The 24,069-nt window shown below is 73.2% G+C and carries 22 protein-coding genes; 19 read left to right on the top strand and 3 right to left on the bottom strand.

What is annotated here, in order from left to right; translation table 11 throughout:
- Positions 1 to 55: 55 nt before the first annotated feature.
- The 4 genes from AAD528_RS02510 (at position 56) to AAD528_RS02495 (ending at position 4,150) form a co-directional block, all read left to right on the top strand.
- Entirely contained in the window at positions 56 to 418 is a 363-nt protein-coding gene (locus AAD528_RS02510) for a YraN family protein (protein ID WP_345750450.1), read from the top strand.
- Positions 415 to 1,947, top strand: coding sequence for a YifB family Mg chelatase-like AAA ATPase (locus tag AAD528_RS02505; RefSeq protein ID WP_345750449.1), 1,533 nt, complete (start codon positions 415 to 417; stop codon positions 1,945 to 1,947). Before AAD528_RS02510 ends, AAD528_RS02505 begins: the two co-directional genes overlap by 4 nt.
- Positions 1,944 to 3,146, top strand: a complete 1,203-nt coding sequence (gene dprA / locus AAD528_RS02500) for a DNA-processing protein DprA (RefSeq protein WP_345750448.1) — start codon at positions 1,944 to 1,946, stop codon at positions 3,144 to 3,146. Before AAD528_RS02505 ends, dprA begins: the two co-directional genes overlap by 4 nt.
- Positions 3,147 to 3,247: 101 nt before the next feature.
- On the top strand, positions 3,248 to 4,150 hold the full coding sequence (locus AAD528_RS02495) for a tyrosine recombinase XerC (RefSeq protein WP_345750447.1): 903 nt from the start codon (positions 3,248 to 3,250) through the stop codon (positions 4,148 to 4,150).
- 91 nt (positions 4,151 to 4,241) lie between these two features.
- On the opposite strand, the gene AAD528_RS02490 is transcribed toward AAD528_RS02495, so the two are convergent.
- A complete protein-coding gene (locus AAD528_RS02490; protein WP_345750446.1) occupies positions 4,242 to 4,763 on the bottom strand; it encodes a murein hydrolase activator EnvC family protein in 522 nt (173 codons plus the stop codon).
- Positions 4,764 to 5,133: 370 nt separating this feature from the next.
- Here AAD528_RS02490 and rpsB point away from each other — a divergent pair, with 370 nt between their 5' ends.
- The 9 genes from rpsB to AAD528_RS02445 all read left to right on the top strand — a co-directional run bounded on the left by rpsB (position 5,134) and on the right by AAD528_RS02445 (position 11,981).
- The gene (rpsB, locus tag AAD528_RS02485) at positions 5,134 to 6,036 is read left to right on the top strand and encodes a 30S ribosomal protein S2 (RefSeq protein WP_345750445.1); all 903 of its coding nucleotides are present in this window, start codon (positions 5,134 to 5,136) and stop codon (positions 6,034 to 6,036) included.
- Positions 6,037 to 6,084: 48 nt separating this feature from the next.
- Positions 6,085 to 6,912, top strand: a complete 828-nt coding sequence (gene tsf / locus AAD528_RS02480) for a translation elongation factor Ts (RefSeq protein ID WP_345750444.1) — start codon at positions 6,085 to 6,087, stop codon at positions 6,910 to 6,912.
- A gap of 136 nt (positions 6,913 to 7,048) precedes the next feature.
- A complete protein-coding gene (pyrH, locus tag AAD528_RS02475; RefSeq protein WP_345750443.1) occupies positions 7,049 to 7,768 on the top strand; it encodes a UMP kinase in 720 nt (239 codons plus the stop codon).
- Between the two features lie 79 nt (positions 7,769 to 7,847).
- Positions 7,848 to 8,402, top strand: coding sequence for a ribosome recycling factor (gene frr, locus AAD528_RS02470; RefSeq protein WP_345750744.1), 555 nt, complete (start codon positions 7,848 to 7,850; stop codon positions 8,400 to 8,402).
- Between the two features lie 4 nt (positions 8,403 to 8,406).
- Positions 8,407 to 9,510, top strand: coding sequence for a phosphatidate cytidylyltransferase (locus tag AAD528_RS02465; protein ID WP_345750442.1), 1,104 nt, complete (start codon positions 8,407 to 8,409; stop codon positions 9,508 to 9,510).
- Entirely contained in the window at positions 9,507 to 10,070 is a 564-nt protein-coding gene (locus AAD528_RS02460) for a DivIVA domain-containing protein (RefSeq protein WP_345750441.1), read from the top strand. Before AAD528_RS02465 ends, AAD528_RS02460 begins: the two co-directional genes overlap by 4 nt.
- 79 nt (positions 10,071 to 10,149) lie before the next feature.
- Positions 10,150 to 10,959, top strand: coding sequence for an aggregation-promoting factor C-terminal-like domain-containing protein (locus tag AAD528_RS02455; RefSeq protein ID WP_345750440.1), 810 nt, complete (start codon positions 10,150 to 10,152; stop codon positions 10,957 to 10,959).
- A 10-nt stretch (positions 10,960 to 10,969) separates the two neighbouring features.
- Positions 10,970 to 11,254 (top strand): Rv1322 family protein, encoded by a 285-nt coding sequence (locus AAD528_RS02450; RefSeq protein ID WP_345750439.1) that lies wholly within the window; start codon positions 10,970 to 10,972, stop codon positions 11,252 to 11,254.
- Positions 11,255 to 11,273: 19 nt separating this feature from the next.
- Positions 11,274 to 11,981 carry an alpha/beta hydrolase gene (locus tag AAD528_RS02445; RefSeq protein WP_345750438.1) on the top strand — a complete coding sequence of 236 codons (708 nt, stop codon included), beginning with the start codon at positions 11,274 to 11,276 and terminating at the stop codon, positions 11,979 to 11,981.
- 163 nt (positions 11,982 to 12,144) lie between these two features.
- On the opposite strand, the gene AAD528_RS02440 is transcribed toward AAD528_RS02445, so the two are convergent.
- Entirely contained in the window at positions 12,145 to 13,194 is a 1,050-nt protein-coding gene (locus tag AAD528_RS02440) for an AI-2E family transporter (protein ID WP_345750437.1), read from the bottom strand.
- 164 nt (positions 13,195 to 13,358) lie between these two features.
- On the opposite strand from AAD528_RS02440, the gene AAD528_RS02435 reads away from it, so the two are divergent.
- The 6 genes from AAD528_RS02435 (at position 13,359) to AAD528_RS02410 (ending at position 22,179) form a co-directional block, all read left to right on the top strand.
- On the top strand, positions 13,359 to 15,281 hold the full coding sequence (locus AAD528_RS02435) for a DUF8094 domain-containing protein (protein ID WP_345750436.1): 1,923 nt from the start codon (positions 13,359 to 13,361) through the stop codon (positions 15,279 to 15,281).
- Between the two features lie 43 nt (positions 15,282 to 15,324).
- Positions 15,325 to 16,275, top strand: a complete 951-nt coding sequence (locus AAD528_RS02430) for a tetratricopeptide repeat protein (protein WP_345750435.1) — start codon at positions 15,325 to 15,327, stop codon at positions 16,273 to 16,275.
- A gap of 10 nt (positions 16,276 to 16,285) precedes the next feature.
- Positions 16,286 to 17,473 (top strand): cysteine desulfurase family protein, encoded by a 1,188-nt coding sequence (locus AAD528_RS02425; protein WP_345750434.1) that lies wholly within the window; start codon positions 16,286 to 16,288, stop codon positions 17,471 to 17,473.
- 161 nt (positions 17,474 to 17,634) lie between these two features.
- A complete protein-coding gene (gene mnmA / locus AAD528_RS02420; protein ID WP_345750433.1) occupies positions 17,635 to 18,738 on the top strand; it encodes a tRNA 2-thiouridine(34) synthase MnmA in 1,104 nt (367 codons plus the stop codon).
- Between the two features lie 86 nt (positions 18,739 to 18,824).
- Positions 18,825 to 21,179: an NAD-dependent DNA ligase LigA gene (gene ligA, locus AAD528_RS02415; RefSeq protein WP_345750432.1), complete on the top strand. Its 2,355-nt coding sequence runs from the start codon at positions 18,825 to 18,827 to the stop codon at positions 21,177 to 21,179.
- Positions 21,180 to 21,189: 10 nt separating this feature from the next.
- Positions 21,190 to 22,179, top strand: coding sequence for an aldo/keto reductase (locus AAD528_RS02410; protein WP_345750431.1), 990 nt, complete (start codon positions 21,190 to 21,192; stop codon positions 22,177 to 22,179).
- Between the two features lie 59 nt (positions 22,180 to 22,238).
- Here AAD528_RS02410 and AAD528_RS02405 read toward each other — a convergent pair whose 3' ends face one another.
- The gene (locus tag AAD528_RS02405; RefSeq protein WP_345750430.1) at positions 22,239 to 24,050 is read right to left on the bottom strand and encodes a DEAD/DEAH box helicase; all 1,812 of its coding nucleotides are present in this window, start codon (positions 24,048 to 24,050) and stop codon (positions 22,239 to 22,241) included.
- Positions 24,051 to 24,069 lie beyond the last annotated feature (19 nt).

The following is a 24,069-nucleotide window of genomic DNA, read 5'->3' as shown; positions in this document are numbered from 1 at the left end:
CGCGTGCGGCGCCACCCGGCGCATCCGGGGTGATGGATCCCGCCACGCTCGGGGCATGGCACGCAAGGACGAGCTCGGGCGAGCGGGTGAGGAACGGGCGGCGGCGCACCTGACGCGGTGCGGCTACGCGATCCTGGATCGGAACTGGCGGTGCGCGGACGGCGAGATCGACATCGTGGCGGCGAAGGGCGATCGGCTGGTGATCGTCGAGGTCAAGACGCGCAGCGGCATCGCCTACGGGCACCCGTTCGCCGCGATCGACGAGCGCAAGCTCGCCCGCCTGTGGCGGCTCGCCCTGGCGTGGGCGCGGGCGCACCCCGACGACGCGCGCTCCCGGCGGATCCGGGTCGACGGGATCGCGATCATCGGCGGCGATCCCGCGACCGGCGCGATCGAGCACCTGGAGCGGCTGCGATGAGCGGGGGACGCGTCGCGCGCACGTGGGCCGTCGCGCTGACCGGCCTGCGGGGCGAGCTCGTGGATGTCGAGGCGGACATCACGGCGCAGACGCCGGAGTTCCGGATCATCGGCATGGGAGACCAGGCGCTGCGCGAGGCGCACCGCCGGGTCATGAACGCGTGCGAGAACAGCGACATGCGGCTGCCCGACCGGCGGGTCACGGTCAACCTGTCGCCCGCGGCGCTGCCCAAGCAGGGCACGGGCTTCGACCTCGCCATCGCCCTGGCCGCGGTGGCGACCGAGGGGCTGATGTCCGTCGACTCGCTCGCCCGCACGTTGCACATCGGCGAGCTCGGGCTCGACGGCAGGCTGCGTCCGGTGCCCGGCGTGCTGCCGGCCGTGCACGCCGCCGCCCGACGCGGGTTCGACCGGTTCGTCGTGCCGCACGCGAACCTCGCGGAGGCGGAGCTCGTCCCCGGGGTCGAGGTGCTCGGGGCGGCGTCGCTCGCGCAGGTGGCGCGCTGGCACGGCGCCGACATCGACGTGCCCGACGTCGAGCCCGTGCCCGGGGAGGCGCTGGTCCTGCGCGCGGGCGACCGCTCCGACCTCTCCGAGATCGTCGGTCAGCCCGCCGCGGTCGAGGCCCTGATCGCGGCCGCCGCCGGCGGCCACCACGTGCTGATGTCGGGGCCGCCCGGGGCGGGCAAGACGATGCTCGCGCGGCGGCTGCCGGGCATCCTGCCCGCGCTCGACGACGAGGCGGCGCTCGAGGTCGCGTCCCTGCGCTCGCTGGCCGGCGAGCCGGTCACCGCCCTGGATCGCACCCCGCCGTTCGAGGCGCCGCATCACTCGGCGTCGGTGGCGGCGCTGGTCGGCGGCGGGTCGCGCACCGCCCGGCCGGGCGCGATCGCGCGGGCCAGCCGCGGGGTTCTGTTCGTCGACGAGGCGGCGGAGGCGCCGGGAGGCGTGCTGGACGCGCTGCGGCAGCCGCTCGAGCAGGGGCGCATCGAGATCCACCGCGCGGGGTTCCGGGCGGAGTTCCCCGCGCGGTTCCAGCTCGTGCTCGCCACCAACCCGTGCCCGTGCGGCGAGTACGGCGTCCGCGGCGGCACCTGCACGTGCGCGCCGAGCGTCGTGCGCCGGTACCTCGCGAAGCTGTCCGGTCCGCTGCTGGACCGCATGGACATCGACCTGAGGCTGCAGCGCGTGGCGTCGACGCGGGAGGACGGCGGGCCGCGTGTGAGCACGGCCCAGGCCCGCGAGAGGGTCGCCGCCGCGCGGGAGCGCGCGGCCCACCGCCTGCGCGGGACGCCGTGGCGTGTGAACGCGGACGTGCCGGGCGCGTGGCTGCGCCAGGGTCCGCGGCCGATCGCCGCCGAGGCGCGCCGCACGCTCGAGGTGGCGCTGCAGCGCGGTGCGATCACGCTGCGCGGCTACGACCGGATCCTGCGGCTCGCGTGGACGCTCGCCGATCTGGCCGGCCGCGACGAGCCGGCGGCCGCGGATGTCGGCCAGGCGCTGTTCCTCAAGAAAGGGGTGACGCGGTGAACGAGAGCACGACGGGCCTGCTGACGGATCCGGCCCTGCGGCGCGCGGTCGATCGGCTGGCGTCGGCCGCGGACGATCCGGAGATCCTGGCCGCGCGTGTCGCGTGGAGCGCCCTCGCCGAGCCGGGCGAGGGCGTCACGGGCCGCCTTGTGACCGCGTGCGGCCCGGTGGCGGCCCTGCAGCTGGTGGAGGATCTCGCGGCGGGCGTGCCGGTCCCGGACATCCCCGGCGTGACGGCGCGCGATCTCCAGACCGCGCTGAAGCGCTGGCTGCCGCGGCTCGACGCCCGCATGATCGCGGGGCTCGCCGAGGCAGGCGCGAGGGCGCGTCTCACGGTGCTGACGCCGGAGGGCCGCATCTGGTCCGAGCGCTTCGACGACCTCGGCGAGCACGCGCCGCTCGCGCTCTGGGTGCGCGGCGATCCGGAGGCCCTCGGCGGCCTGGGGCGCTCGGCGTCGCTCGTCGGCGCCCGGGCGGCGACGCCCTACGGCGAGCACGTGTCCGGGATGCTCGCGGGGGAGCTCGCCGCGCAGGGCGTCGCGATCGTGTCGGGCGGCGCGTACGGCGTCGACGGCGCGGCGCACCGCGCGGCGCTCGGCGTCGAAGGACGCACCGTCGCATTCGTCGCGGGCGGGGCGGATCGCGTGTACCCGGCCGCGCACGCGCACCTGTTCGCCCGGATCGCGGAGCACGGGGCGGTGATCGCGGAGGTCCCGCCCGGCGGGACGCCGACCAAGTGGCGCTTCCTGCAGCGGAACAGGCTCATCGCGGCCGTGAGCGCCGCGACGGTCGTGGTCGAGGCCGGCTGGCGCAGCGGCTCGCTCAACACGGCCGGGCATGCGGCCGCGCTCGGCCGGCCCCTCGGCGCCGTGCCCGGTTCCGTGACGAGCGCGACCTCCGAGGGCTGTCACCGCCTGATGCGCGAGTTCGACGCCACGTGCGTGACCCGGGCCGCGGATGTGCTGGAGCTGATCGGCGAGTGGGACGCGCCGGCGGAGCATCGCGGCGAGGACCGCCCGCGCCCCGAGGCGATCCGGGTGCTGGACGCCCTCGGCCTCCGCGTCTGGCGCACGCTCGACGACATCGCGCGCCGCGCGGGCATGTCCCTCGCAGAGGTGCAGGCGGAGCTCGGACTGCTCGAGCTCGACGGCCGCGTCGAGTCGTCGATCGACGGCTGGCGGATCGTGCGCGCGACCTGACGCCGTCGTCGGCCGGGGAGCAGCGTGCCGCGAGCGCGACGGGAACTGAGCGCTGGGCGGGTCGCGCGCCCGCCGGCGCGCAGACGCGCGAAGCTGGAGCGGTGCAGCTGACCCGCGCGATCGACGCGTTCGCCGCGCACCTCGAGAAGGTGCGGCGGCTCTCGCCGGCGACCGTGCGCGCGTACCGCAACGACCTGCACGGGCTCGTCGCGGTGGTCGGCGACATCGACCTGGGCGACGTCGACCTCGAGCACCTGCGCGACTGGCTGTGGCAGGCGACCCAGCGCGGCGACGCGCGCTCGACGATCGCGCGCCGCACGTCGGCCGTCCGCACCTTCTTCCGGTGGGCGGAGGAGGAGCAGCTCATCGCGGCCGATCCGAGCCTCCGCCTCGTGGCGCCCAAGCGGGGGCGCACGCTGCCGCACGTCGCGACGGCCGACGCGCTGCGCGACGTCCTGGACCGTCTCGAGCGGCAGGCGCAGGATGGCGACCCGGTCGCGCTGCGAGACCATGCGGTGCTCGAGGTGCTCTACGGGTCGGGCATCCGCGTCTCGGAGCTGTGCGGTCTCGACGTCGACGACGTCGACCTGGATCGCGGCACGGTCCGCGTGCTCGGAAAGGGGTCGAAGGAGCGCGTCGTGCCCTTCGGGGCGCCCGCCAAGCGGGCGATCGACGCATACCTGACGCGCGGGCGACCGGCCCTCGCGGCGCGCGCGACGGGATCCGGGCCGGCGCTGCTCCTCGGCACGCGCGGCGGCCGGATCGGCTCCCGCGCCGTGTACGACCTGGTCGCCCGAGAGGTGGGGCCGGCGCTCGGCTCCAGCGCGGTCGGCCCGCACACGCTGCGGCACTCGGCGGCCACGCATCTGCTCGACGGCGGCGCCGATCTGCGCGCGGTCCAGGAGCTGCTGGGCCACGCGAGCCTCGGCACCACCCAGATCTACACGCACGTGTCGTCCGAGCGGCTCGCGGCCGCCTACCGGCTCGCCCACCCGCGCGCGTGAGATCTCGCGTCGGATCCTCAGGAGATGCCGCGTTCTCAGGAGACTCCGCCGCCGAGTGGCCCTGAGAAGCGGTCATCTCCGGAGAACCCGCCTAGCAGCAGGGCAGCAGCACCGCCCGAGGCACGCCTCCGAGCAGAAGCAGCGGGTTCACGTACTCGCCGTCGAGCCGCACGCCCAGATGCAGCGACCCGGGCGCCGCGTGGCCGCCCGACGCGACCCGTCCCACCACGTCGCCGCGCGACACCGGGTCGCCGGGGGAGAAGTCCGCCTCCAGCGGCTCGAGCGTGGTGACGAGCCCGCCGCCGTGGTCGATCGTGAGGAGCGGGCGATCCACGACCGTGCCCGCGAACGCGACGGTGCCGGATGCGGGCGCCACAGCCTCCGATCCGATCGCCGCCGCGACGTCGACGCCGCGGTGCCCGGGTCCGTACGCGTGAGCCGGGGCGATGTACGGCGCGACGAGGCGCACGCCTCCCGTCACGGGCCAGATCCACACCTCGGGCGTCTCGATCCGGGACTCCGGATCGGGCGCGCCCGCGGCCGCGGCGGGGGCCGCCGCCAGCAGGACGCTCAGCAGGATCACGGCGAGGAGCCGACGCGCGAGACCGCTCATTCCTCCAGCGTGGCTCCGGGAGCGGGTTCCGCCGCGGGATCCACCGCCCGACCGCGCGGATCCGGCGCCTCCGCCCCCTGTGGACGACAGGCCGAACCCCCGGTGAACGGCGCCCGCCGCCGGACGTCCGGACGGCCCCGCCCTGATACACTGGAGGACGCATCCCGTGTGTCGGGATGACTCCGCGTGCCCACAGCGACAACCCATCTCCGGATGAGCGTCGCGGCATCCACTCCCACCGGTCCCTCCCTGCGAGGGCGGAAGTGCGCCGGGCACCAGGCTCGCCGGTCGACCGACCGGCAGATCAAACCGCAATCGGCGCGAGCCGGATCCCCGGATCCGTGCGCGCCGCGAAACAAGGAGACAGACCATGGCTGTGGTCACCATCCGCCAGCTGCTCGACAGCGGCGTGCACTTCGGACACCAGACCCGTCGGTGGAACCCGAAGGTGAAGCGCTTCATCCTCACGGAGCGCAGCGGCATCCACATCATCGACCTCCAGCAGTCGCTGACGTACATCGACAAGGCGTACGACTTCGTCAAGGAGACCGTCGCCCGCGGCGGCACGGTGCTCTTCGTCGGCACGAAGAAGCAGGCGCAGGAGGTGCTCGCCGAGCAGGCGACCCGCGTCGGCCAGCCCTACGTCAACGAGCGCTGGCTCGGTGGTCTGCTGACCAACTTCCAGACCGTGTCGAAGCGCCTCGCGCGCATGAAGGAGCTCGAGGAGCTCGACTTCAACGACCCGGCCGGCACGGGCTTCACGAAGAAGGAGCTGCTGCTCAAGAAGCGCGAGCTCGACAAGCTCCACAAGTCGCTCGGCGGCATCCGCAACCTCACGCGCACCCCGTCGGCCCTGTGGGTCGTCGACGCCAAGCGCGAGCACCTCGCGATCGACGAGGCCAAGAAGCTCGGCATCCCCGTCATCGGCATCCTCGACACGAACGTCGACCCCGACGATCTGCAGTACCCGATCCCGGGCAACGACGACGCCATCCGCTCGGTCGGCCTGCTGACGCGCATCATCGCCGACGCCGCCGCCGAGGGCCTGCAGCAGAAGCACAACCCCGAGGGCGACGCCGAGCCGCTGGCCGAGTGGGAGCGCGAGCTGCTCGAGACCCCGGCCGAGACCGAGGCGCCCGCCGCCGAGGCCACCGAGACCGAGGCGCCCGCCGCTGAGGCCGAGGTCGCCGAGGCGCCCGCCGCTGAGGCCGAGGCCACCGAGGAGCCCGCGGCCGAGGCCGATGCTCCGGCCGCCGAGACCACCGAGAAGTAAGTCGTCCGGATCCGATCAGGATCCACCGAACCCGAGGAGCCAGAAACAATGGCCAACTTCACCATCGCCGACATCAAGGCGCTGCGCGAGCAGCTCGGCACGGGCATGGTCGACACCAAGAAGGCGCTCGAGGAGGCCGACGGAGACGTCGAGAAGGCCGTCGAGATCCTTCGTCTCAAGGGCGCGAAGGGCAACGCGAAGCGTGCCGACCGCTCGACGAGCGAGGGCCTGGTCGCCGCGCGCGAGCAGTACGGCAAGGTCACGCTGATCGAGCTCGCGTGCGAGACCGACTTCGTCGCGAAGAACGACCGCTTCATCGCGCTGGCCGACAAGGTGGCCGACGCGGCCGCCGCCGTCGGCGCCGACTCGGCCGAGGCCGCGCTGGCCGCCCCCGCGGGCGGCCAGACGGTCGCGCAGCTGATCGACGACGAGGCCGCCATCATCGGCGAGAAGGTCGAGCTGCGCCGCGTGCGCACGCTGTCGGGCGACGCCTTCCAGGTGTACCTGCACAAGACCAGCAAGGACCTGCCCCCGCAGGTCGGCGTCGTCGTCGCCTACACGGGTGGCGACGCCGAGACGGCGCGCAGCATCGCCCAGCACATCTCGTTCGCCAACCCGTCGTACCTGACGCGCGACGAGGTGCCCGAGGCCGAGGTCGAGAAGGAGCGCGAGCTCGTGACCGAGCTCACGCGCCAGGAGGGCAAGCCCGAGGCCGCCCTTCCGAAGATCGTCGAGGGTCGCCTCAACGCCTACTTCAAGCAGGTCGCCCTGCTCGACCAGGCGTACGCGAAGGACGACAAGCAATCCGTGAAGCAGGTGGCGGACGCCGCCGGCATCACCGTGACCGGCTTCGCCCGCTTCAAGGTCGGCGCGTAAGACGTCACAGAGGGGCCCGGATCCGCGTGATCCGGGCCCCTTTCCGCGCGCGGATCCGTCTGGGGACGCCGAGCGCGCGCAGGGGTCGCTGCCACCCTCACCGGTAGCGTAGGAACGCGACGAGAGGAACACACCCGTGATCGATGAGAAGACCGGACGCCGCCGCGTCCTGCTGAAGCTGTCGGGCGAGGCCTTCGGCGGCGGCCAGCTGGGCGTGAATCCGGACGTCGTGAGCCAGATCGCGCGGGAGATCGCCGCCGCGACCGACACGGTCGAGGTCGCCATCGTCGTGGGCGGCGGGAACTTCTTCCGCGGCGCCGAGCTGAGCCAGCGCGGCATGGACCGCGGCCGCGCCGACTACATGGGCATGCTGGGCACGGTGATGAACGCGCTCGCGCTGCAGGACTTCCTCGAGCAGGCCGGCGCCGCCACGCGCGTCCAGTCCGCGATCGCGATGACGCAGGTCGCCGAGCCCTACATCCCGCGCCGCGCGCAGCGCCACATGGAGAAGGGGCGGGTCGTGATCTTCGGCGCCGGCGCCGGGCTGCCGTACTTCTCGACCGACACGGTCGCGGCGCAGCGCGCGCTCGAGATCGGCGCCGACGAGGTGCTGGTCGCCAAGAACGGCGTCGACGGGGTCTACACCGCCGACCCGCGCACCGACCCGACCGCGACCAAGCTCGACACGGTCAGCTACTCCGACGCGCTCGTGCAGGGCCTCAAGGTCGTCGACTCGACCGCGTTCAGCCTGTGCATGGACAACCGGATCGACATGCGCGTGTTCGGCATGGAGCCGGCCGGCAACGTCACGCAGGCGCTGCTCGGCGCGAAGATCGGCACGCTCGTCACGGCCTGACTCGGCGCCGTCCTCCCAGAGCGCGCTCAGCGCGCCCACTAAACTCTCTCTGAGCACCACCCTGATGAATGGAGTCACCGTGATCGCGGACGTCCTCGCCGAAGCCACCTCTCGCATGGACCGCGCCCTCGAAGCGGCGAAGGAGGACTTCTCCACCGTCCGCACCGGTCGCGCCAACCCCCAGCTGTTCCAGAAGGTCCTCGTCGACTACTACGGCACGCCCACGCCGCTGCAGCAGCTCGCCTCGCTCGCGAACCCCGAGGCGCGCACGCTCATCGTGACGCCGTACGACAAGTCGGCGCTCAAGGCGATCGAGGACGCGATCCGCGACATGCAGAACCTGGGCGCGAACCCCAGCAACGACGGCAACATGATCCGGATCACGATGCCCGAGCTGACCACGGAGCGCCGCAAGGAGTTCGTGAAGCTCGTCCGCACGAAGGGCGAGGACGCCAAAGTCCGCATCCGCGGCATCCGCCGGCAGATCAAGGACGACCTCGACGCGTTGAAGGACGAGATCGGCGAGGACGACATCGTGCGCGGCGAGAAGGAGCTCGACGCGATCACGAAGGCTCACGTCGACAAGATCGACGAGGCCCTCAAGCTCAAAGAGGCCGAACTCCTCGAGGTCTGACCCCATGACCGACGTTCCCGAGGCAGAGGGCACCTCGGCCGGCGCACCGCCGGCCGAGCCGTTCGCGCCGTCGGAGCCCGATCGCGGGGGCATCTCGACGCCGCCGCCGGGCGCACCGCCCGAGGTGAAGCACGAGGTCATCCCCGAGACGCCGCGCACGGATCACGGCGCGGTCTTCCAGGCGCGGATCCGGGCGGCCCGCAGCGAGTTCGAGATGCACGCCACACACGCGCGCGATCAGTTCGACGAGAGGAACGAGCGGATCAAGCAGCGCACCGGCCGCGACCTGTTCGTCGCGATCGCGATCGGCCTCGGCATCGGCGCGGTCACGGTCGCGTCGCTGGTGTTCGTGAAGTCGATCTTCGCGCTGTTCGCGGCGGCGGTCGCCGTGCTGGGCGTGTTCGAGCTGTCGCGCGCGCTGCAGGCGGGCGGGCGACGCATCGACCTCGTGCCGCAGCTGACCGCCTTGGCGCTGCTGCTCGTGTCGGGCTACTACGGCGACCTCTGGCTGCACTGGTCGATGCTGTTCGCCTCCATCGCGCTGGTGATCGTCTGGCGCCTGCTCGGTCAGATGGCCGCGCAGGACGGCCGCGTCTACGCGGACGTGCTCGCGGACGCCGTCGTCGGGGCGTTCGTCGTGCTGTACGTGCCGTTCCTCACCAGCCTCGCGCTCGTGCTGCTGCGCGAGCCCGGCGGCGAGTGGTGGGTGCTGGCGTTCATCATCGTCGTCGTGATCGCTGACACCGGCGCCTACGCGGCGGGCCTGGCCTTCGGCCGCACGCCCATGGCGCCGAAGATCAGCCCCAAGAAGACCTGGGAGGGCTTCGGCGGGGCGGTGCTCGCGTCGCTCGCGGCGGGGGCGCTGCTCGCGCAGTTCATGCTCGACCTGCCGTGGTGGAGCGGGCTCATCATCGGCGCGGTCATCGTCGGCACCGCGACGGCCGGCGACCTGAGCGAGTCGATGGTCAAGCGCGACCTCGGCATCAAGGACATGAGCTCGTGGCTGCCCGGTCACGGGGGAGTGCTCGACCGGCTCGACAGCATCCTGCCCTCCGCGACCGCAGCCCTGGTCCTGCACCACCTGCTCGTGCCGCTGGCGGTGTCATGACCGAGGCGACGCCGGACCGCGCCCTGCTGTTCCCGCTGGCCGAGGGCCGGGAGAAGGGCTACGACCGCGAGGCGGTCGACGACTTCCTCGCGCGGGCGCGCGGCACGTTCGAGCAGGGGCAGGCCGCGCTCGACGCGCGGGCCGTGCGCGAGGCCGCCTTCCCGCTGCGCCGGGGCGGCTACCAGATCGCCGCGGTGGACGCCGCTCTGGGCCGGATCGAGGACGCTTTCGCCGAGCGGGAGCGGGAGCGTGCGATCGCGTCGTCCGGCGCCGAGGCGTGGGTGGATCGCGCCCGTGGTGAGGCGCAGGTGATCCTGGACCGGATGAGCCGCGCGCGGGGCGAGCGGTTCGATCGCGTCGGACCGCTGGCCTACGGATACGCCGCGGACGAGGTGGATCTCGTCACGGATCGGCTCACGCGCTACTTCGAGTCGGGTGATCCCGTCACGGTCGAGCAGGTGCGTGCGGCGGCCTTCCGGCCCGTGCGCGGCGGCTACCGCGAGGAGCAGGTCGACGCCCTGCTCGACGCGGTCGTCGACGTGATGCTCGCCGTGCGCTGATCCCGCCGCGCCGGATTATCACGAACAGATCACGCTCGCGGTGGATTCCCCGGGAAGCCCGGGTTACACTCGTGAGACTGTGACTTCCGCCAACGAGACCCGAACCCGACCGGCAGCCCAGCTCACACGACGTGACGCCCGTGCGTCTCTCGCCCGTGCTGCCGCTCCCGCGCAGACGCGCCTCAGCCGCCGCCGCGGCGTGCTGAACGTGTTCGCCGGCGTCGCCGCGTTCGGGTTCCTGGCCGCCTACCTCGTGCCGACGACCGCGGCTCTGGCGGAGGGCGTGCCCGGGTCGAGGTTCGACACGGCGCAGGCCGACGCGCAGATGTACGTCGCCGCCGCGAACCTCGAGCCCGCCGCCGGCACGGTGCAGTACGGCACGTACGCCATGGAGCTCGAGGAGCAGGCCGACGGTGCGCCGCACCCGAAGGCGTCGCTCGAGGAGTGGCTCGCCTACGCCGAGGGCGAGGGCGTCGAGGTGCCCGAGGGCGCGACGCGCGACGACGTCGTGAAGCTCGTCTCCGAGGCCGCGAAGGCCGAGGCCGAGAAGCCCGCCGCGCAACCGGCGTCCACGGGCGGCTCGGCCCTGGCGGCCCCGTTCTACACGGGAGGCGGCGCGCCCGAGCAGTGGATGGCCGCCGCGGGCATCGCGAAGGGCGACTGGGGCTACGTCGACTACATCGTGTCGCACGAGAGCGGCTGGAACCCCAACGCCACGAACGCCTCGTCCGGCGCGTGCGGCCTCGTCCAGGCCCTGCCCTGCAGCAAGGTGCCCGGCGGCGGCTACGACCCCGTCGCGAACCTGAAGTGGGCGACGGGCTACGCCACGGGCCGCTACGGCAGCTGGGCCGGCGCCTACGCGTTCTGGACCGCCAACAGCTGGTGGTAGGCCGCGCGCCATGCCCCGCTCCCACCGTCGTCGCCGGGATGACCGCGACGATGACTCGCTCGAACGCCTGATCGCGGGCTGGCGGCGCACCGAGATGCGCCGCGGCCGCGAGTACTCCGTGCAGCCCGTGTCGGGTGCCCGCGCGGAGAAGACCTACATGTGCCCCGGCTGCGGCGCCACGATCGACGTCGGCGTCGCACACCTCGTGGTGTGGCGCGAGGACGGCGTGCTGGGCGCGGCGGCGGACCTCGCCGCGCGCCGCCACTGGCACAGTCACTGCTGGAAGACGGCCTGAGGGCCGGAGGGAGACACGGATGGAGATCCGCGGAGCGACGCTGCTGCCCGCCCGGCGCGAGGACATCGAGCTGCGCACGAGCGACGGGCTCACGCTCGTCGGCGAGCTGTCGCTGCCGGCCGACCGTGATCCGGTCGCGACGCTCGTGACCCTCCACCCGCTGCCGACGCACGGCGGGTTCATGGACTCCCACATCATCCGCAAGGCCGCCGCGCGGCTCCCCGCCCTGGCGGACCTCGCGGTGCTGCGCTTCAACACGCGCGGCACGACGTCGCCCCGCGGGACCAGCGATGGCGCGTTCGGCGAGGGTGTGGCGGAGGAGGCCGACGTCGCCGCCGCCATGGCGTTCGTCGCCGAGCGGGGGCTGCCGGATCCGTGGCTGCTCGGCTGGTCGTTCGGCACCGAGCTGGTGCTCAAGTACGGCCGCGGGCACGACGTGCGCGGCGCGATCCTGCTGTCCCCGCCCCTGCACCGCACGACGGACGACGAGCTGCGCGCGTGGCAGGGCGATCCGCGCCCGCTCGTGGCGCTCATCCCGGAGTTCGACGACTACCTGCGCCCCGCCGAGGCCGCCGAGCGCTTCGCGCTGATCCCGCACATCCGGCTGATCGACGTCGCCGAGGGCAAGCACCTGTGGGTCGGCGAGAAGCAGACCGCCCGCGTGCTGAGCGAGATCGTCGGCGTCGTCAACCCCGCGGCCCTCCCGCTGCCGACCGAGTACCCCTAGTCGGGCGTGCGGCCGGAGCCGACGGTGTGCGAGCGAAGCGAGCGTGCGGTCGCTCATGCGCCCGCCACTCACGCCCCGATGGAGCGAAGCGACGGCGTCTCGCCCGGCGGGCGGCGCCGCGAAGCGGTGCCCGAGCAGGGCGAGGGCGTGACGAGAAGAACGGTCACCGCTCGTTCATGCGGGGGATGACGACCTGCCGGTAGATGATCAGGATGCTCGCCGCGACCGGGATCGCGATGAGCGCGCCCAGCAGTCCGAGCAGCGCGCCGCCGGCGAGGGCGGCGACCACGACGACGCCTCCGGGCACGGACACCGCGCGGCTCATGATGCGCGGCGAGAGCACATACGCCTCGATCTGCATGTAGACGAGGTAGTAGATCGCCGCGATCAGCGCCGTGGTGGGGGAGCCGAGGCCCGGCACGAGGCACGTGAGCGCGATGATCGCGGATCCCGTGAGCGTGCCGACGAGGGGGATCATCGAGCCGAGGAACGCGATCACCGCGAGCACGGCGGGGAACGGCGCCTGGATGATGTTGAGGAAGACCAGGCTCAGGACGCCGTTGAGCAGCGCGAGGCTGACCTGGCCCATGACGTAGTAGCCGACCGAGTCGGTGATCTGGTCGCCGAGCGAGACGAACGTGGGGCGCTTCGAGGCGGGCGCGAGCTGGTAGATCGCGCGTTTGAGCGAGGGCGTGGAGGCCGTGAAGTAGATCGTCAGGATCAGCACGATGAACGCGCCGAACAGACCGCTCACCACGCCGAACGTCACTCCGACGAGGCTCTCGCTGATCGTGTCGATGTTGCCGAGCAGCCAGTCCTGGACGTTCGTGAAGACCTGGTCGATGACGTCGTCCTGGAAGTAGAGCAGCAGCCAGTCGCGGATGTCCTCCTGCCACGTGCCGCGCTCGATGATCGCGCTGACCTCCTGGACCAGCTCGCCGATCTGATCCACCAGCACGGGCAGGATGATCAGCACGATGCCCGTGAACAGGCCCAGCACCGCGACCAGCGTGACGAGCACGGCCGCCCAGCGCGGCAGCCGGCGCCGCTCGAGCCACGAGACCACCGGGTCCAGGCCCAGCGCGATGAACAGCGCGGTGCCGACGTACAGCAGGATCGTCGACAGCGTCTGCACGCTCTGGATCAGCATGATGCCGAGACCGACGCCGAGCGTCGCGACCAGTGCGACCCGGAAGGGGTTGTGGATCTTCAAGCGGCCTCCTCGGCGGTTCCTGTGAGGTCAGAATAGGGCTCTGCGGCGACACGATCCGGTCACGACCTGCTCCTGGGCGACATTCAGGACGCTTCGCTAGGCTGGAGAGTCGAGTGCCGAGACCCGCCGGAACCGATGCGCGGGTCGTGTGAGGAGTCGGATTCGTGCGTTTCGTCTGGGCGGTCATCGCCTTCGTGCTCGCTGCCGCGCTGATCGGCGCGGGCATCGCCCAGCGCACCGTCTTCCTGGGTCCCGATACCGCCGAGATGGCGATCGAGACGACCGAGGAGCAGCCCTATACGCTGATCGACGCCGAGGTGCTCCGCGCCCACCAGGGCACGCAGACGCTCGACGTCTCCGGATCCGACCGCGTCTACCTCGCCTACGGCCGCACCGCCGACATGGAGGCGTGGCTCTCGGACGCGCCGTTCACGCACGTCACCCTGGATGACAGCGGCCAGGCCGTCTCGGAGTCCGTCGACGCCGCGGAGCCGACGTGGGAGGGACCCGAGTTCCCGGGCCGCGATCCCCGGGGCGCCGATCTCTGGCTCGAGGAGTACGAGGGCGAGGGATCGCTCAGCACCCGCCTGCAGCTGCCGGAGGGCGTGAGCGTCCTCCTCGCGTCGGACGGCCGGGCCCCGGCTCCCGCGGACATCTCGATCGTCTGGCCGATCTCGAACGCCACGCCGTGGGCGGGCCCGCTCATCGTCGGCGGCGCGATCCTGCTGCTGCTGGGCATCATCCTGTGGATCCTGGGTCTGCGCCACGTGCGCCGCTCGCGCGGGCCGCGTCGCAAGGGCAGCGTCCTGCCGCCGACGCAGCCGCTCGCGCTCGGCTCGGGCCGCCGGCGCGGCGCCGTCGCGGCCGCGGAGCCGCGCAAGGAGATCACGTCCGGTCCGGATTCGGACGCGCCGGAGGCGGACGACACGAAGAACACGGACGAGACACCGGACGCCGCGGGGGCGGACGAGCAGGATGCCGCGAAGCCCGGTGAAGGTGGCGGCCGCCGCCGCGGCGGCCGCGCGCTCATCGCGCTGCCCGCGATCGGCCTCACGGCGGCCCTGCTGACGGGCTGCTCGCCCGAGGCATGGCCCCAGCTCACGGCGTCGCCGACACCCACGCCGACGCCGACGGTGGTCGCACCGGAGAACCAGCAGGCGCCGGCACTGACGGACGCGCAGGCGCAGCGCATCGTCGCGTCGCTCGCGGAGACGGTCGCCGAGGCCGACGAGAACCGCGACGGCGAGCTCGCCGCGACGCGCCTCGACGGCGTCGCGCTCGAGATGCGCGAGGTGAACTACCGCATCCGGCAGGACGTCGAGGACCACCCGGCGCCGCTTCCGATCCCCGGTGCCAGCGTGCAGGTGCTGCTGCCGCAGGCGTTCGACGAGTGGCCGCGCTCGGCCATGCTCATCGTCGAGGGCGAGGACAGCGGCGACCAGCCCGCCCCGCCGAGCATCATGAACCTCACGCAGGCCGATCCGTGGTCCGACTACAAGCTGACGACCGTGGCGAGCCTCGAGGCGGCCGTGGAGATCCCGGATCTCGCGCCGTCCTGGCTGGGCGCCGCCCTCGTGCCCCCGGACTCGTCCTTCCTCGCCGTCGCGCCGAACGACCTCGCCGCGACCTACGCCGACGTCCTCGCCAACGGGGAGAAGAGCCAGTACGCGTCGCTGTTCGACATGGAGAACGACTCGTTCCGCGTCGCGGCCGAGGAGCGCCGCGCGGCGACGCTGGCGCACTTCAACGAGACGGGCCAGGAGACCGGCGAGATCGAGTTCGGCAGCGGCCCCGGCCCCGGCGATCCGACCGCGCTGGCGACGCTCGAGAGCGGCGCGATCGTCGCGGTGACGGTCGACGAGGTCGAGAAGGTGCGCCCCACGGCCGACGACGCCGCGATCAAGCTGGACGGCGATCCAGCGCTGTCGACGCTGACCGGAGAGACGGCGTCGGCGACGGGCGTCGCCACGACGTACACGGACCAGCTGTTCTTCGCGGTGCCCGCACAGGGCTCCACCGAGAAGATCCGGCTGCTCGGGTACTCCTCGGGGCTCCGCAACGCGGAGATCCTCGGGGAAGGCGAATGACCCGTTCCGCGTTGCATCGACCGGATCCGTCGAAAGGTGACCGATGAGTGACTCCACCCTGAACGCCGCAGCCCTGCGCGGCGCCGTGGACCTGTCCGCCCTCCGCAACCGCTCCGCGCCGGCGCCGGCCGCGGCGGGCGCACCCGCTCCGGCTCCGGCCGGATCCGGGGCGCTGCCGCTCGTCTTCGACGTGACGGACGCGACGTTCGGCGAGGTGCTCGAGCTGTCGCGCCGCGTGCCGGTCGTGGTGGACCTGTGGGCCGAGTGGTGCGGCCCGTGCAAGCAGCTCAGCCCCGTTCTCGAGAAGGTCGTGACGGAGTTGGCCGGACGCCTCCTGCTGGCGAAGGTCGACGTCGACGCGAACCCGCAGCTGCAGCAGGCGTTCCGCGCCCAGTCGATCCCGATGGTCGTGGCGCTCGTCGGCGGCCAGCCCGTGCCGCTGTTCACGGGCGCCGTGCCGGAGGAGCAGGTGCGACAGGTGTTCGACCAGCTGCTGCAGCTCGCGGCGCAGAACGGCGTGACGGGCACCGTGCCCGTCGAGGGCGCCGCTCCCGCGGCGGAGGAGCCCGAGGAGCCGCCGCTGCCGCCGCTGCATGCCGAGGCGTTCGCGGCCATCGAGGCGGGCGACTACCCGCGTGCCGTGTCGGCGTACGAGCAGGCTCTCAAGGAGAACCCGCGCGACGAGGACGCCCAGGCGGGTCTCGCGCAGGTGAGCCTGCTCGCCCGCGTGCAGGGCGTCGACCTGCAGGCCGCGCGCCAGGCCGCGGCCGCCGCGCCGGCGGACGTCGCCGCGCAGCTCGCGGTCGCCGACCTCGACGTCGCCGGCGGGCACGTCGACGACGCGTTCGACCGGCTCCTCGAGCTGTTCGCCGCGCTGCCCACGGACGAGCGCGCGCCCGTGCGCGATCGCCTCGTGGAGCTGTTCGGCCTGGTCGGAGCGGCGGATCCGCGCGTCGTGCGCGCCCGCGGCCGGCTGACGTCGCTGCTCTTCTGACAGCCGCCGGATGACCGTCTACCTCGATCACGCCGCGACGTCGCCGCTGCGCGCGGAGGCGCGCGACGCGTGGCTCGAGGCCTCCGCGGTGGTCGGCAACGCGTCGTCCATCCACGGGGCGGGCCAGACCGCCCGGCGCCTGCTCGAGGACGCCCGCGAGCGCCTCGCCGCCGTGCTGGACTGCCAGCCCATCGAGGTGGTGCTCACGTCCGGGGGCACCGAGGCCGCGAACCTCGCGCTCAAGGGCCTGTGGTGGGCGCGCGCCGGCGGCTCCGGCGCACCTCCTGCGGGAGCGGCGAACGCCATCGTGCTGCCCGACGGCGAGCACCACGCGACGCTCGACGCCGTCGCGTGGCTGCGGGAGCACGAGGGCGCGCGGGTCGTGCCGGTCGCGCTCGACGGCGAGGCGCGGATCCGGCCCGAGCGGTTCCGGGACGCGCTCGGCGCCGGGGCCGCCCTGGCCACCGCCCTCGTGGCGAACAACGAGGCCGGCACGGTGAACGACGCCGCGGCCCTCGCCGCGGCGTCGGCCGTGGCCGGCGTGCCGCTGCATCTCGACGCGGTCGCGGCCTTCGGCCACGTGCCGGTCGCGTTCCGCACCTGGCGGGGGGAGGCATCCGGATCCGCGGGGCTCGTCGCGCTGAGCGTGTCCGGTCACAAGATCGGCGCCCCGGTCGGCACGGGCGCGCTCGTCGTGTCGCGCGAGGCCGGCGTCACCGCGCTGCTGCACGGCGGCGGACAGCAGCGGTCGCTGCGCGCCGGGACGCAGGACGTCCCCGGCGCGGCCGCGCTCGCGGTCGCCGCCGAGCTGGCGGAGGCCGAGCGGGAAGCTGAGGCGACCCGCCTCCGGGGCCTGCGCGACCGGCTGGTCGCGCGGCTGCGGGCGGAGCTCCCGGACGCGATCCTGCTGGGCGATCCGGCCGTTCGGCTGCCGGGCAACGTGCACCTGCATCTGCCGGGCGCGCCGGGGGAGTCGCTGCTGTACCTGCTGGACCGCGCGGGCATCGCCGTGTCCACCGGATCGGCCTGCCAGGCGGGCGTGCCCGAGCCCTCGCACGTCGTGATGGCGATGGGCCTCGACGAGCGCGCCGCGCGCCAGGTGCTGCGCATCACGCTGGGGCGCACGACGACCGACGCGGACGTCGACGCCCTGCTCGCCGCGCTGCCCGCGGCGTACCGGCAGGCCGCGCGGCGCTGAGTCGTCGGACGACCGGCTCGGGCGTCGGATCCGCGGTGCGGGTGGGACACGAGGTGAGTCACGCGTCTCATCCGCCCCGCCGACCCGACAACCGGGCGTCTGATCCGACGACTGCGCGCCGCCCGGCCCTCGCCCAGCCGGCGCTTCCTAGACTGGGAGGCATGCGGATCCTGGCGGCGATGAGCGGCGGAGTGGACTCCGCGGTCGCCGCGGCGCGCGCGGTGGACGCGGGGCACGACGTCGTCGGCGTGCACCTGGCCCTGTCCCGCGCGGGCGGCACGCTGCGCACGGGCAGCCGCGGCTGCTGCACGATCGAGGACGCCATGGACGCCCGGCGCGTCGCCGACCGGCTCGGCATCCCGTTCTACGTGTGGGACTTCTCGGAGCGCTTCCGCGACGACGTGATCGACGACTTCGTGGCCGAGTACCAGGCGGGCCGCACCCCCAACCCCTGCATGCGGTGCAACGAGAAGGTCAAGTTCGCCGCGCTCCTGGAGCGCGCGCTCGAGCTCGGCTTCGACGCCGTGTGCACCGGCCACTACGCGACCCTGCGCGACGGCGAGCGCGGCCTCGAGCTGCATCGCTCGAGCGAGGAGGCCAAGGATCAGTCGTACGTGCTCGGCGTGCTGACGGCCGAGCAGCTCGCGCACACGTACTTCCCGCTCGGGCAGACGCCGTCCAAGGCGCTCGTGCGCGCCGAGGCCGAGGCGCGCGGGTTCACCGTGGCCACCAAGCCCGACAGCTACGACATCTGCTTCATCCCCGACGGCGACACGCGCGGCTGGCTCGCCGACAAGGTCGGCGCGGCCCCCGGCGAGATCCTGGATCGGACGGGCGCGGTCGTCGGATCGCACGACGGCGCACATGGGTTCACGGTCGGCCAGCGCAAGGGCCTGCGTCTCGGCGTCCCGGCGCCGGACGGCAAGCCGCGCTTCGTCCTCGAGGTGCGGCCCGTGTCGAACACGGTCGTGGTCGGCCCGAAGGAGGCGCTCGCGATCGGCGAGCTCGCCGGGGCCCGCTTCACGTGGGCGGGCGCGGAGCCGCTCGATCCGACCACGCCGTTCGCGTGCGACGTGCAGGTGCGCGCCCATGCGGATCCGGTTCCGGCGATCGCCGTCGTGCGCGACGGCGAGCTGATCGTGACGCCGGATGAGCCGCTGCACGGCGTCGCCCCCGGGCAGACCGCCGTGATCTACGCCGGCACGCGGGTGATCGGCCAGTGCACGATCGACCGCACGGTCTCGGCGGTCGCGGCCGGCGTCTGATCCGGTCGCCTCGGCTCTCCCGGTACCGGCTGCCGAGTGAGCGCCGGCGCTCCGGAGATGTCCGACCCGCTTCGTAGACTTGGGGGGTGGCTGACGTCGTGAACGACCTTCCTGATCTGACGCTCGACGAGGCGCGCGCCGAGGCGCGGGAGCTCACCGACCGGATCCTGGAGGCGAAGGACGCGTACTACGGGCGCGACACGTCGCTCGTCGACGACGCGACCTACGATGCGTGGATGAAGCGGCTCGAGGCCATCGAGCGCACGCATCCCGAGCTGCAGGGGCAGGACTCGCCGACGCAGATGGTGGGCGCGGCCGAGGGCACCGCCCTCGCGACCATCGAGCACGCCGAGCGCATGCTGAGCCTCGACAACGTGTTCTCGGTCGACGAGCTGCGCGCGTGGGCGACGAAGACGCAGGATGCCGCGGGCCGGCGGGTCGCGTGGCTCACGGAGCTCAAGATCGACGGCCTGGCGATCAGCCTCCGCTACGAGAACGGCGTGCTGACGTCCGCGGCGACGCGCGGCGATGGGCGCGTGGGGGAGCTCGTGACCGAGAACGCGCTGCGCCTGGACGACATCCCCGAGCGGCTGTCGGGCGACGGCCATCCGCCGATCGTCGAGGTGCGCGGCGAGGTGTTCATCCCCGTCGCGGCGTTCGAGCGGCTCAACGCGCTGCAGGCCGACCTGCGCGACCGGGCCGTGGCGGAGGGGCGCGAGCGGGCCACGTCGCGCTCGCGCCCGTTCGACGAGGAGAAGGCGCAGCTGTCGGCCGCGCGGCGGTTCCCGGCGTTCGCCAACCCGCGCAACGCCGCGAGCGGCGGCCTGCGGCAGCAGATCGAGAAGAAGTCGGGGCTCGAGCTCGAGGCCGCGCTGGCGCGCGTCGGATCGCTGCGGCTGTACGTGCACGGCATCGGCGCGTGGCCGAATCCGCCCGTCGAGGCGCAGAGCGACGTGTACGCGCAGCTGTGGGAGTGGGGCCTGCCGATCAGTCCCCACTCCAAGGTGTGCTCGTCGATCGAAGAGGTCCTCTCGTTCGTCGAGCACTTCGGCGAGCATCGGCACTCGGTCGAGCACGAGCTCGACGGGATCGTGGTGAAGGTCGACGAGCTCGCGCTGCACGACGAGCTCGGCGCGACCAGCCGCGCCCCCCGCTGGGCGATCGCGTACAAGTACCCGCCCGAGGAGGTGCACACGCGCCTGCTCGACATCGTCGTGTCGGTGGGCCGCACGGGCCGCGCGACGCCGTTCGCCGTCATGGAGCCGGCGCATGTCGCCGGATCCGTGGTCCGCCAGGCGACCCTGCACAATCAGGACGTCGTCAAGGCCAAGGGCGTGCTGATCGGCGACACCGTCGTGCTGCGCAAGGCCGGCGACGTGATCCCCGAGGTGCTCGGACCGGTGGTCGACAAGCGCGACGGCACCGAGCGCGCGTTCGTGATGCCGGCCGACTGCCCCGAGTGCGGCACGCCGCTGCGGCCGATGAAGGAGGGCGACATCGACCTCCGCTGCCCGAACGCCGAGGCCTGCCCCGCGCAGGTGCGCGGTCGTATCGAGCACATCGGATCGCGCGGCGCGCTCGACATCGAGGCCCTCGGCGAGGTCACGGCCGCCGCCCTGACGCAGCCCGATGTCCCGGCCGAGCCGCCGCTGCGCACCGAGGCGGCGCTGTTCGAGCTCACCCTCGATCGGATCGTCCCGATCGAGGTCGTGGTGCGCGACGCCGAGACCGGCGAGCGTCGCGTCGACGAGGCCACGGGCGAGTACGTCCGCCGGGCGCCGTTCCGTCGCAACCCCACGGCCGCCGAGCGCAAGCGGGGCGACGACGGGCCGCAGCCGTCCGCGCAGGCGCTGACGCTCATGGAGGAGCTCGAGAAGGCCAAGACCAAGGATCTGTGGCGGCTGCTGGTGTCGCTGAACATCCGGCATGTCGGCCCCGTGGCCGCCCGCGCGCTGGCGGCGCACTTCGGTTCGCTCGACGCGATCCGTGCGGCCTCGCGCGACGAGCTCGCGGGTGTGGAGGGAGTCGGCCCGATCATCGCCGACTCGCTGCTCGACTGGTTCGACGTCGACTGGCACGTCGACATCATCGACCGCTGGCGCGCCGCGGGCGTGCGCTTCGAGAACCCCGGCCATCCGGGGCCGGGCGCGGCCGCCGCGGCGGGGGGAGTGCTCGAGGGACTCACGGTCGTCGCGACCGGATCGCTTGAGGGCTACTCCCGCGAGGGCGCGCAGGAGGCGATCATGAAGGCCGGCGGCAAGGCCGCGTCGAGCGTGTCGAAGAAGACCGACTTCGTGGCCGCGGGGCCGGGCGCCGGCTCGAAACTCGCCAAGGCCGAGCAGCTGGGCGTGCGGATCATCGACGCCGCGCAGTTCCACGTCCTCGTCACCGAGGGCCCGGATGCGCTGCCGCCGAGCTCCGAAGACGGCGCGGCCGAATAGGCTCGGAAGCATGGACCACCGCACCCTCGGACGCACCGGCCGCGACGTCTCCGCGATCGGCCTCGGAACCTGGCAGCTCGGAGCGGACTGGGGCGACGTGGCGCAGAGCGACGCGCTCGCGGTGCTCGACGCCGCCCACGCCTCGGGCGTGACGTTCTTCGACACCGCCGACGTCTACGGCGACGGCCGCAGCGAGCAGACGATCGGCGAGTGGCTGCGCGCCAACCCCGACTCCGGCGTGTTCGTCGCGACCAAGATGATCCGGCGGGCGGACGCCCCGGATCTCGCCCACGCCACGCTCGAGAACTTCCGCGCCTGGACCGACCGCTCGCGCCGGAACCTCGGCGTCGACACCCTCGACCTCGTGCAGCTGCACTGCCCGACGAGCGACGTGTACGAGACCGACCGCGTGTTCGACGACCTGGACGCGCTCGTCGCGGAGGGCGCGATCGCGAACTACGGCGTGAGCGTCGAGAGCGTCGCCGAGGCGCGGCGCGCGATCCAGCGCCCCGGCGTCGCGAGCGTGCAGATCATCCTGAACGCGTTCCGCCGCAAGCCGCTCGACGAGGCGCTGCCGGCGGCGCTGGACGCGGGCGTCGGGATCATCGCGCGCGTGCCGCTCGCGAGCGGGCTGCTGAGCGGCCGCTACACGCGGGAGACGACGTTCGCCGCGAACGACCACCGCACCTACAACCGCCACGGCGAGGCGTTCGACGTGGGCGAGACCTTCTCGGGCGTGGACTACGAGACCGGCGTGGACGCCGCCCAGCGCTTCGCGGCGCTCGCGCGCGAGGCCGGGCTCGAGCCGGCCACGGCGGCACTCGCGTGGGTCGCGCAGCAGCCGGGCGTGACCACGGTCATCCCGGGCGCCCGCAACCCCGGGCAGGCCCGCGCCAACGCGGCGGCCGGCGATATCGGGCCGCTGCCGCAGGACTTCCTCGACGCCGTGCGCGACCTCTACGACGAGGCGATCCGCCCGCTGGTGCACGCCCGCTGGTGACAGGCGCCGCGACATGAGGACGCCCGCCGGATGATCCGGCGGGCGTCCTCGCGTCTGCGTCAGTCCCTGCGGTGGCGGGGCTTGCGGGCGGGACGATCGTCGCGGTCGTCGTGCGCCGGGCGGCGGTCCCGATCCTGCGCCGGACGGTCGCCGTCGCGCGGCGCCCGGCGGCCCGGCGCACCGCGATCCGGGCGGATCTCGATGAGCTTCCCGCTGATCCGGGTGTCCCGCAGCTTCTCCAGCACGCGGCGGTCGAGGTTCGCGGGCAGCTCGACGATCGAGAAGTCCGGGCGGATCTGGATCGCGCCGAAGTCGTCGCGGCCGAGGCCGCCCTCGTTCGCGAGCGCACCGACGATCTGGCGCGGCTCGACGCGGTGGCGACGGCCCACCTCGATCCGGTACGCCTCGTAGTCGCCCCGGCCGCGGCGCGGCGGTCGGTCCTCGCGCGGCTCCCGCGTCGTTCCGGACTTGCCGCGCGCGGGCCGGTTGTCGGCCGCGACCGCAGCCGCGAGCCGGTCGTTCTCGGCCTCCAGCAGCAGCGGCTTGTCGCCCTGCGCGACGATCGCCAGCGCGGCGGCGACATCCGCCTCGGGCACGTCGTGGTTGCGCACGTAGTGGGCGATGACGTCCCGGTACGTGTCGAGGCGACCCGTGTCCTGCAGCGCCTCCGTGATCGCCTCGTCGAAGCGCGCGAGCCGGGTGCTGTTGACGTCCTCCGCGGTCGGCAGCTGCATCTGCGTGGGCTGCTGGCGCGTGGCGCGCTCGATGTGGCCGAGCAGGTACCGCTCGCGCGGCGTGATGAAGCTGATCGCGTCGCCCGTGCGTCCCGCGCGGCCCGTGCGGCCGATGCGGTGCACGTACGACTCGGTGTCCGTCGGGATGTCGAAGTTCACGACGTGGCTGATGCGCTCCACGTCCAGGCCGCGGGCGGCGACATCGGTGGCGACCAGGATGTCGAGCTTGGCCTCCTTGAGCTGGTTGACGGTGCGCTCGCGCAGGTTCTGCGGGATGTCGCCGTTGATCGCCGCCGCGGAGTAACCGCGGGCGCGCAGCTTCTCGGCGAGGGTCTCGGTCTCGTTCTTCGTGCGGACGAAGACGATCATGCCGTCGAAGTTCTCGACCTCGAGGATGCGCGTCAGGGCGTCGACCTTCTGCGCGTACGAGACGACGAGGTAGCGCTGCGTGATGTTCGCGTTGGTCGCGGTCTTCGACTTGACCGAGATCTCCTCCGGGTCGCGCAGGTACTGCTGCGCGATGCGCCGGATCTGCGCGGGCATGGTCGCCGAGAACAGCGCGACCTGCTTCTCCTCGGGCGTCTGGGACAGGATCTGCTCGACGTCCTCGGCGAAGCCCATCTTCAGCATCTCGTCGGCCTCGTCGAGCACGAGGTAGTCGAGCTCCGACAGGTCGAGCGTGCCCTTGGCGAGGTGGTCCATCACGCGGCCCGGCGTGCCGACGACGATCTGCACGCCGCGGCGGAGCGCGGACAGCTGCACGCCGTAGCCCTGACCGCCGTACACGGGCAGCAGGCGCACGTCCGGCATCTGCGCGGCGTACGACTCGAACGCCTCGGCCACCTGCAGCGCGAGCTCGCGCGTGGGCGCCAGCACGAGCGCCTGGGGGACCTTTCGGGCGGTGTCCAGGCGCTCCAGGATCGGCAGCGCGAACGCCGCCGTCTTGCCCGTGCCGGTCTGCGCCATGCCGACGACGTCGCGGCCGCTCAGGAGCGTCGGGATCGTCGCCCGCTGGATGGGGGACGGCGTCTCGTACCCGAGATCACGGATCGCGGCGAGCACGGATCCGGTGATGCCGAGCTCCTCGAATCCGGGCTCGGGGGACGTCTCGGTCGGGGTCTCTTCTTCAGGGCTCACGCTGCCACGCTAGCCCGTG

This window comes from Microbacterium rhizophilum (assembly GCF_039605615.1).
Classification (GTDB): domain Bacteria; phylum Actinomycetota; class Actinomycetes; order Actinomycetales; family Microbacteriaceae; genus Microbacterium; species Microbacterium rhizophilus.
The sequence above is the reverse complement of the archived record's forward strand: the minus strand, read 5'-3'. Positions and strand labels throughout refer to the sequence as shown.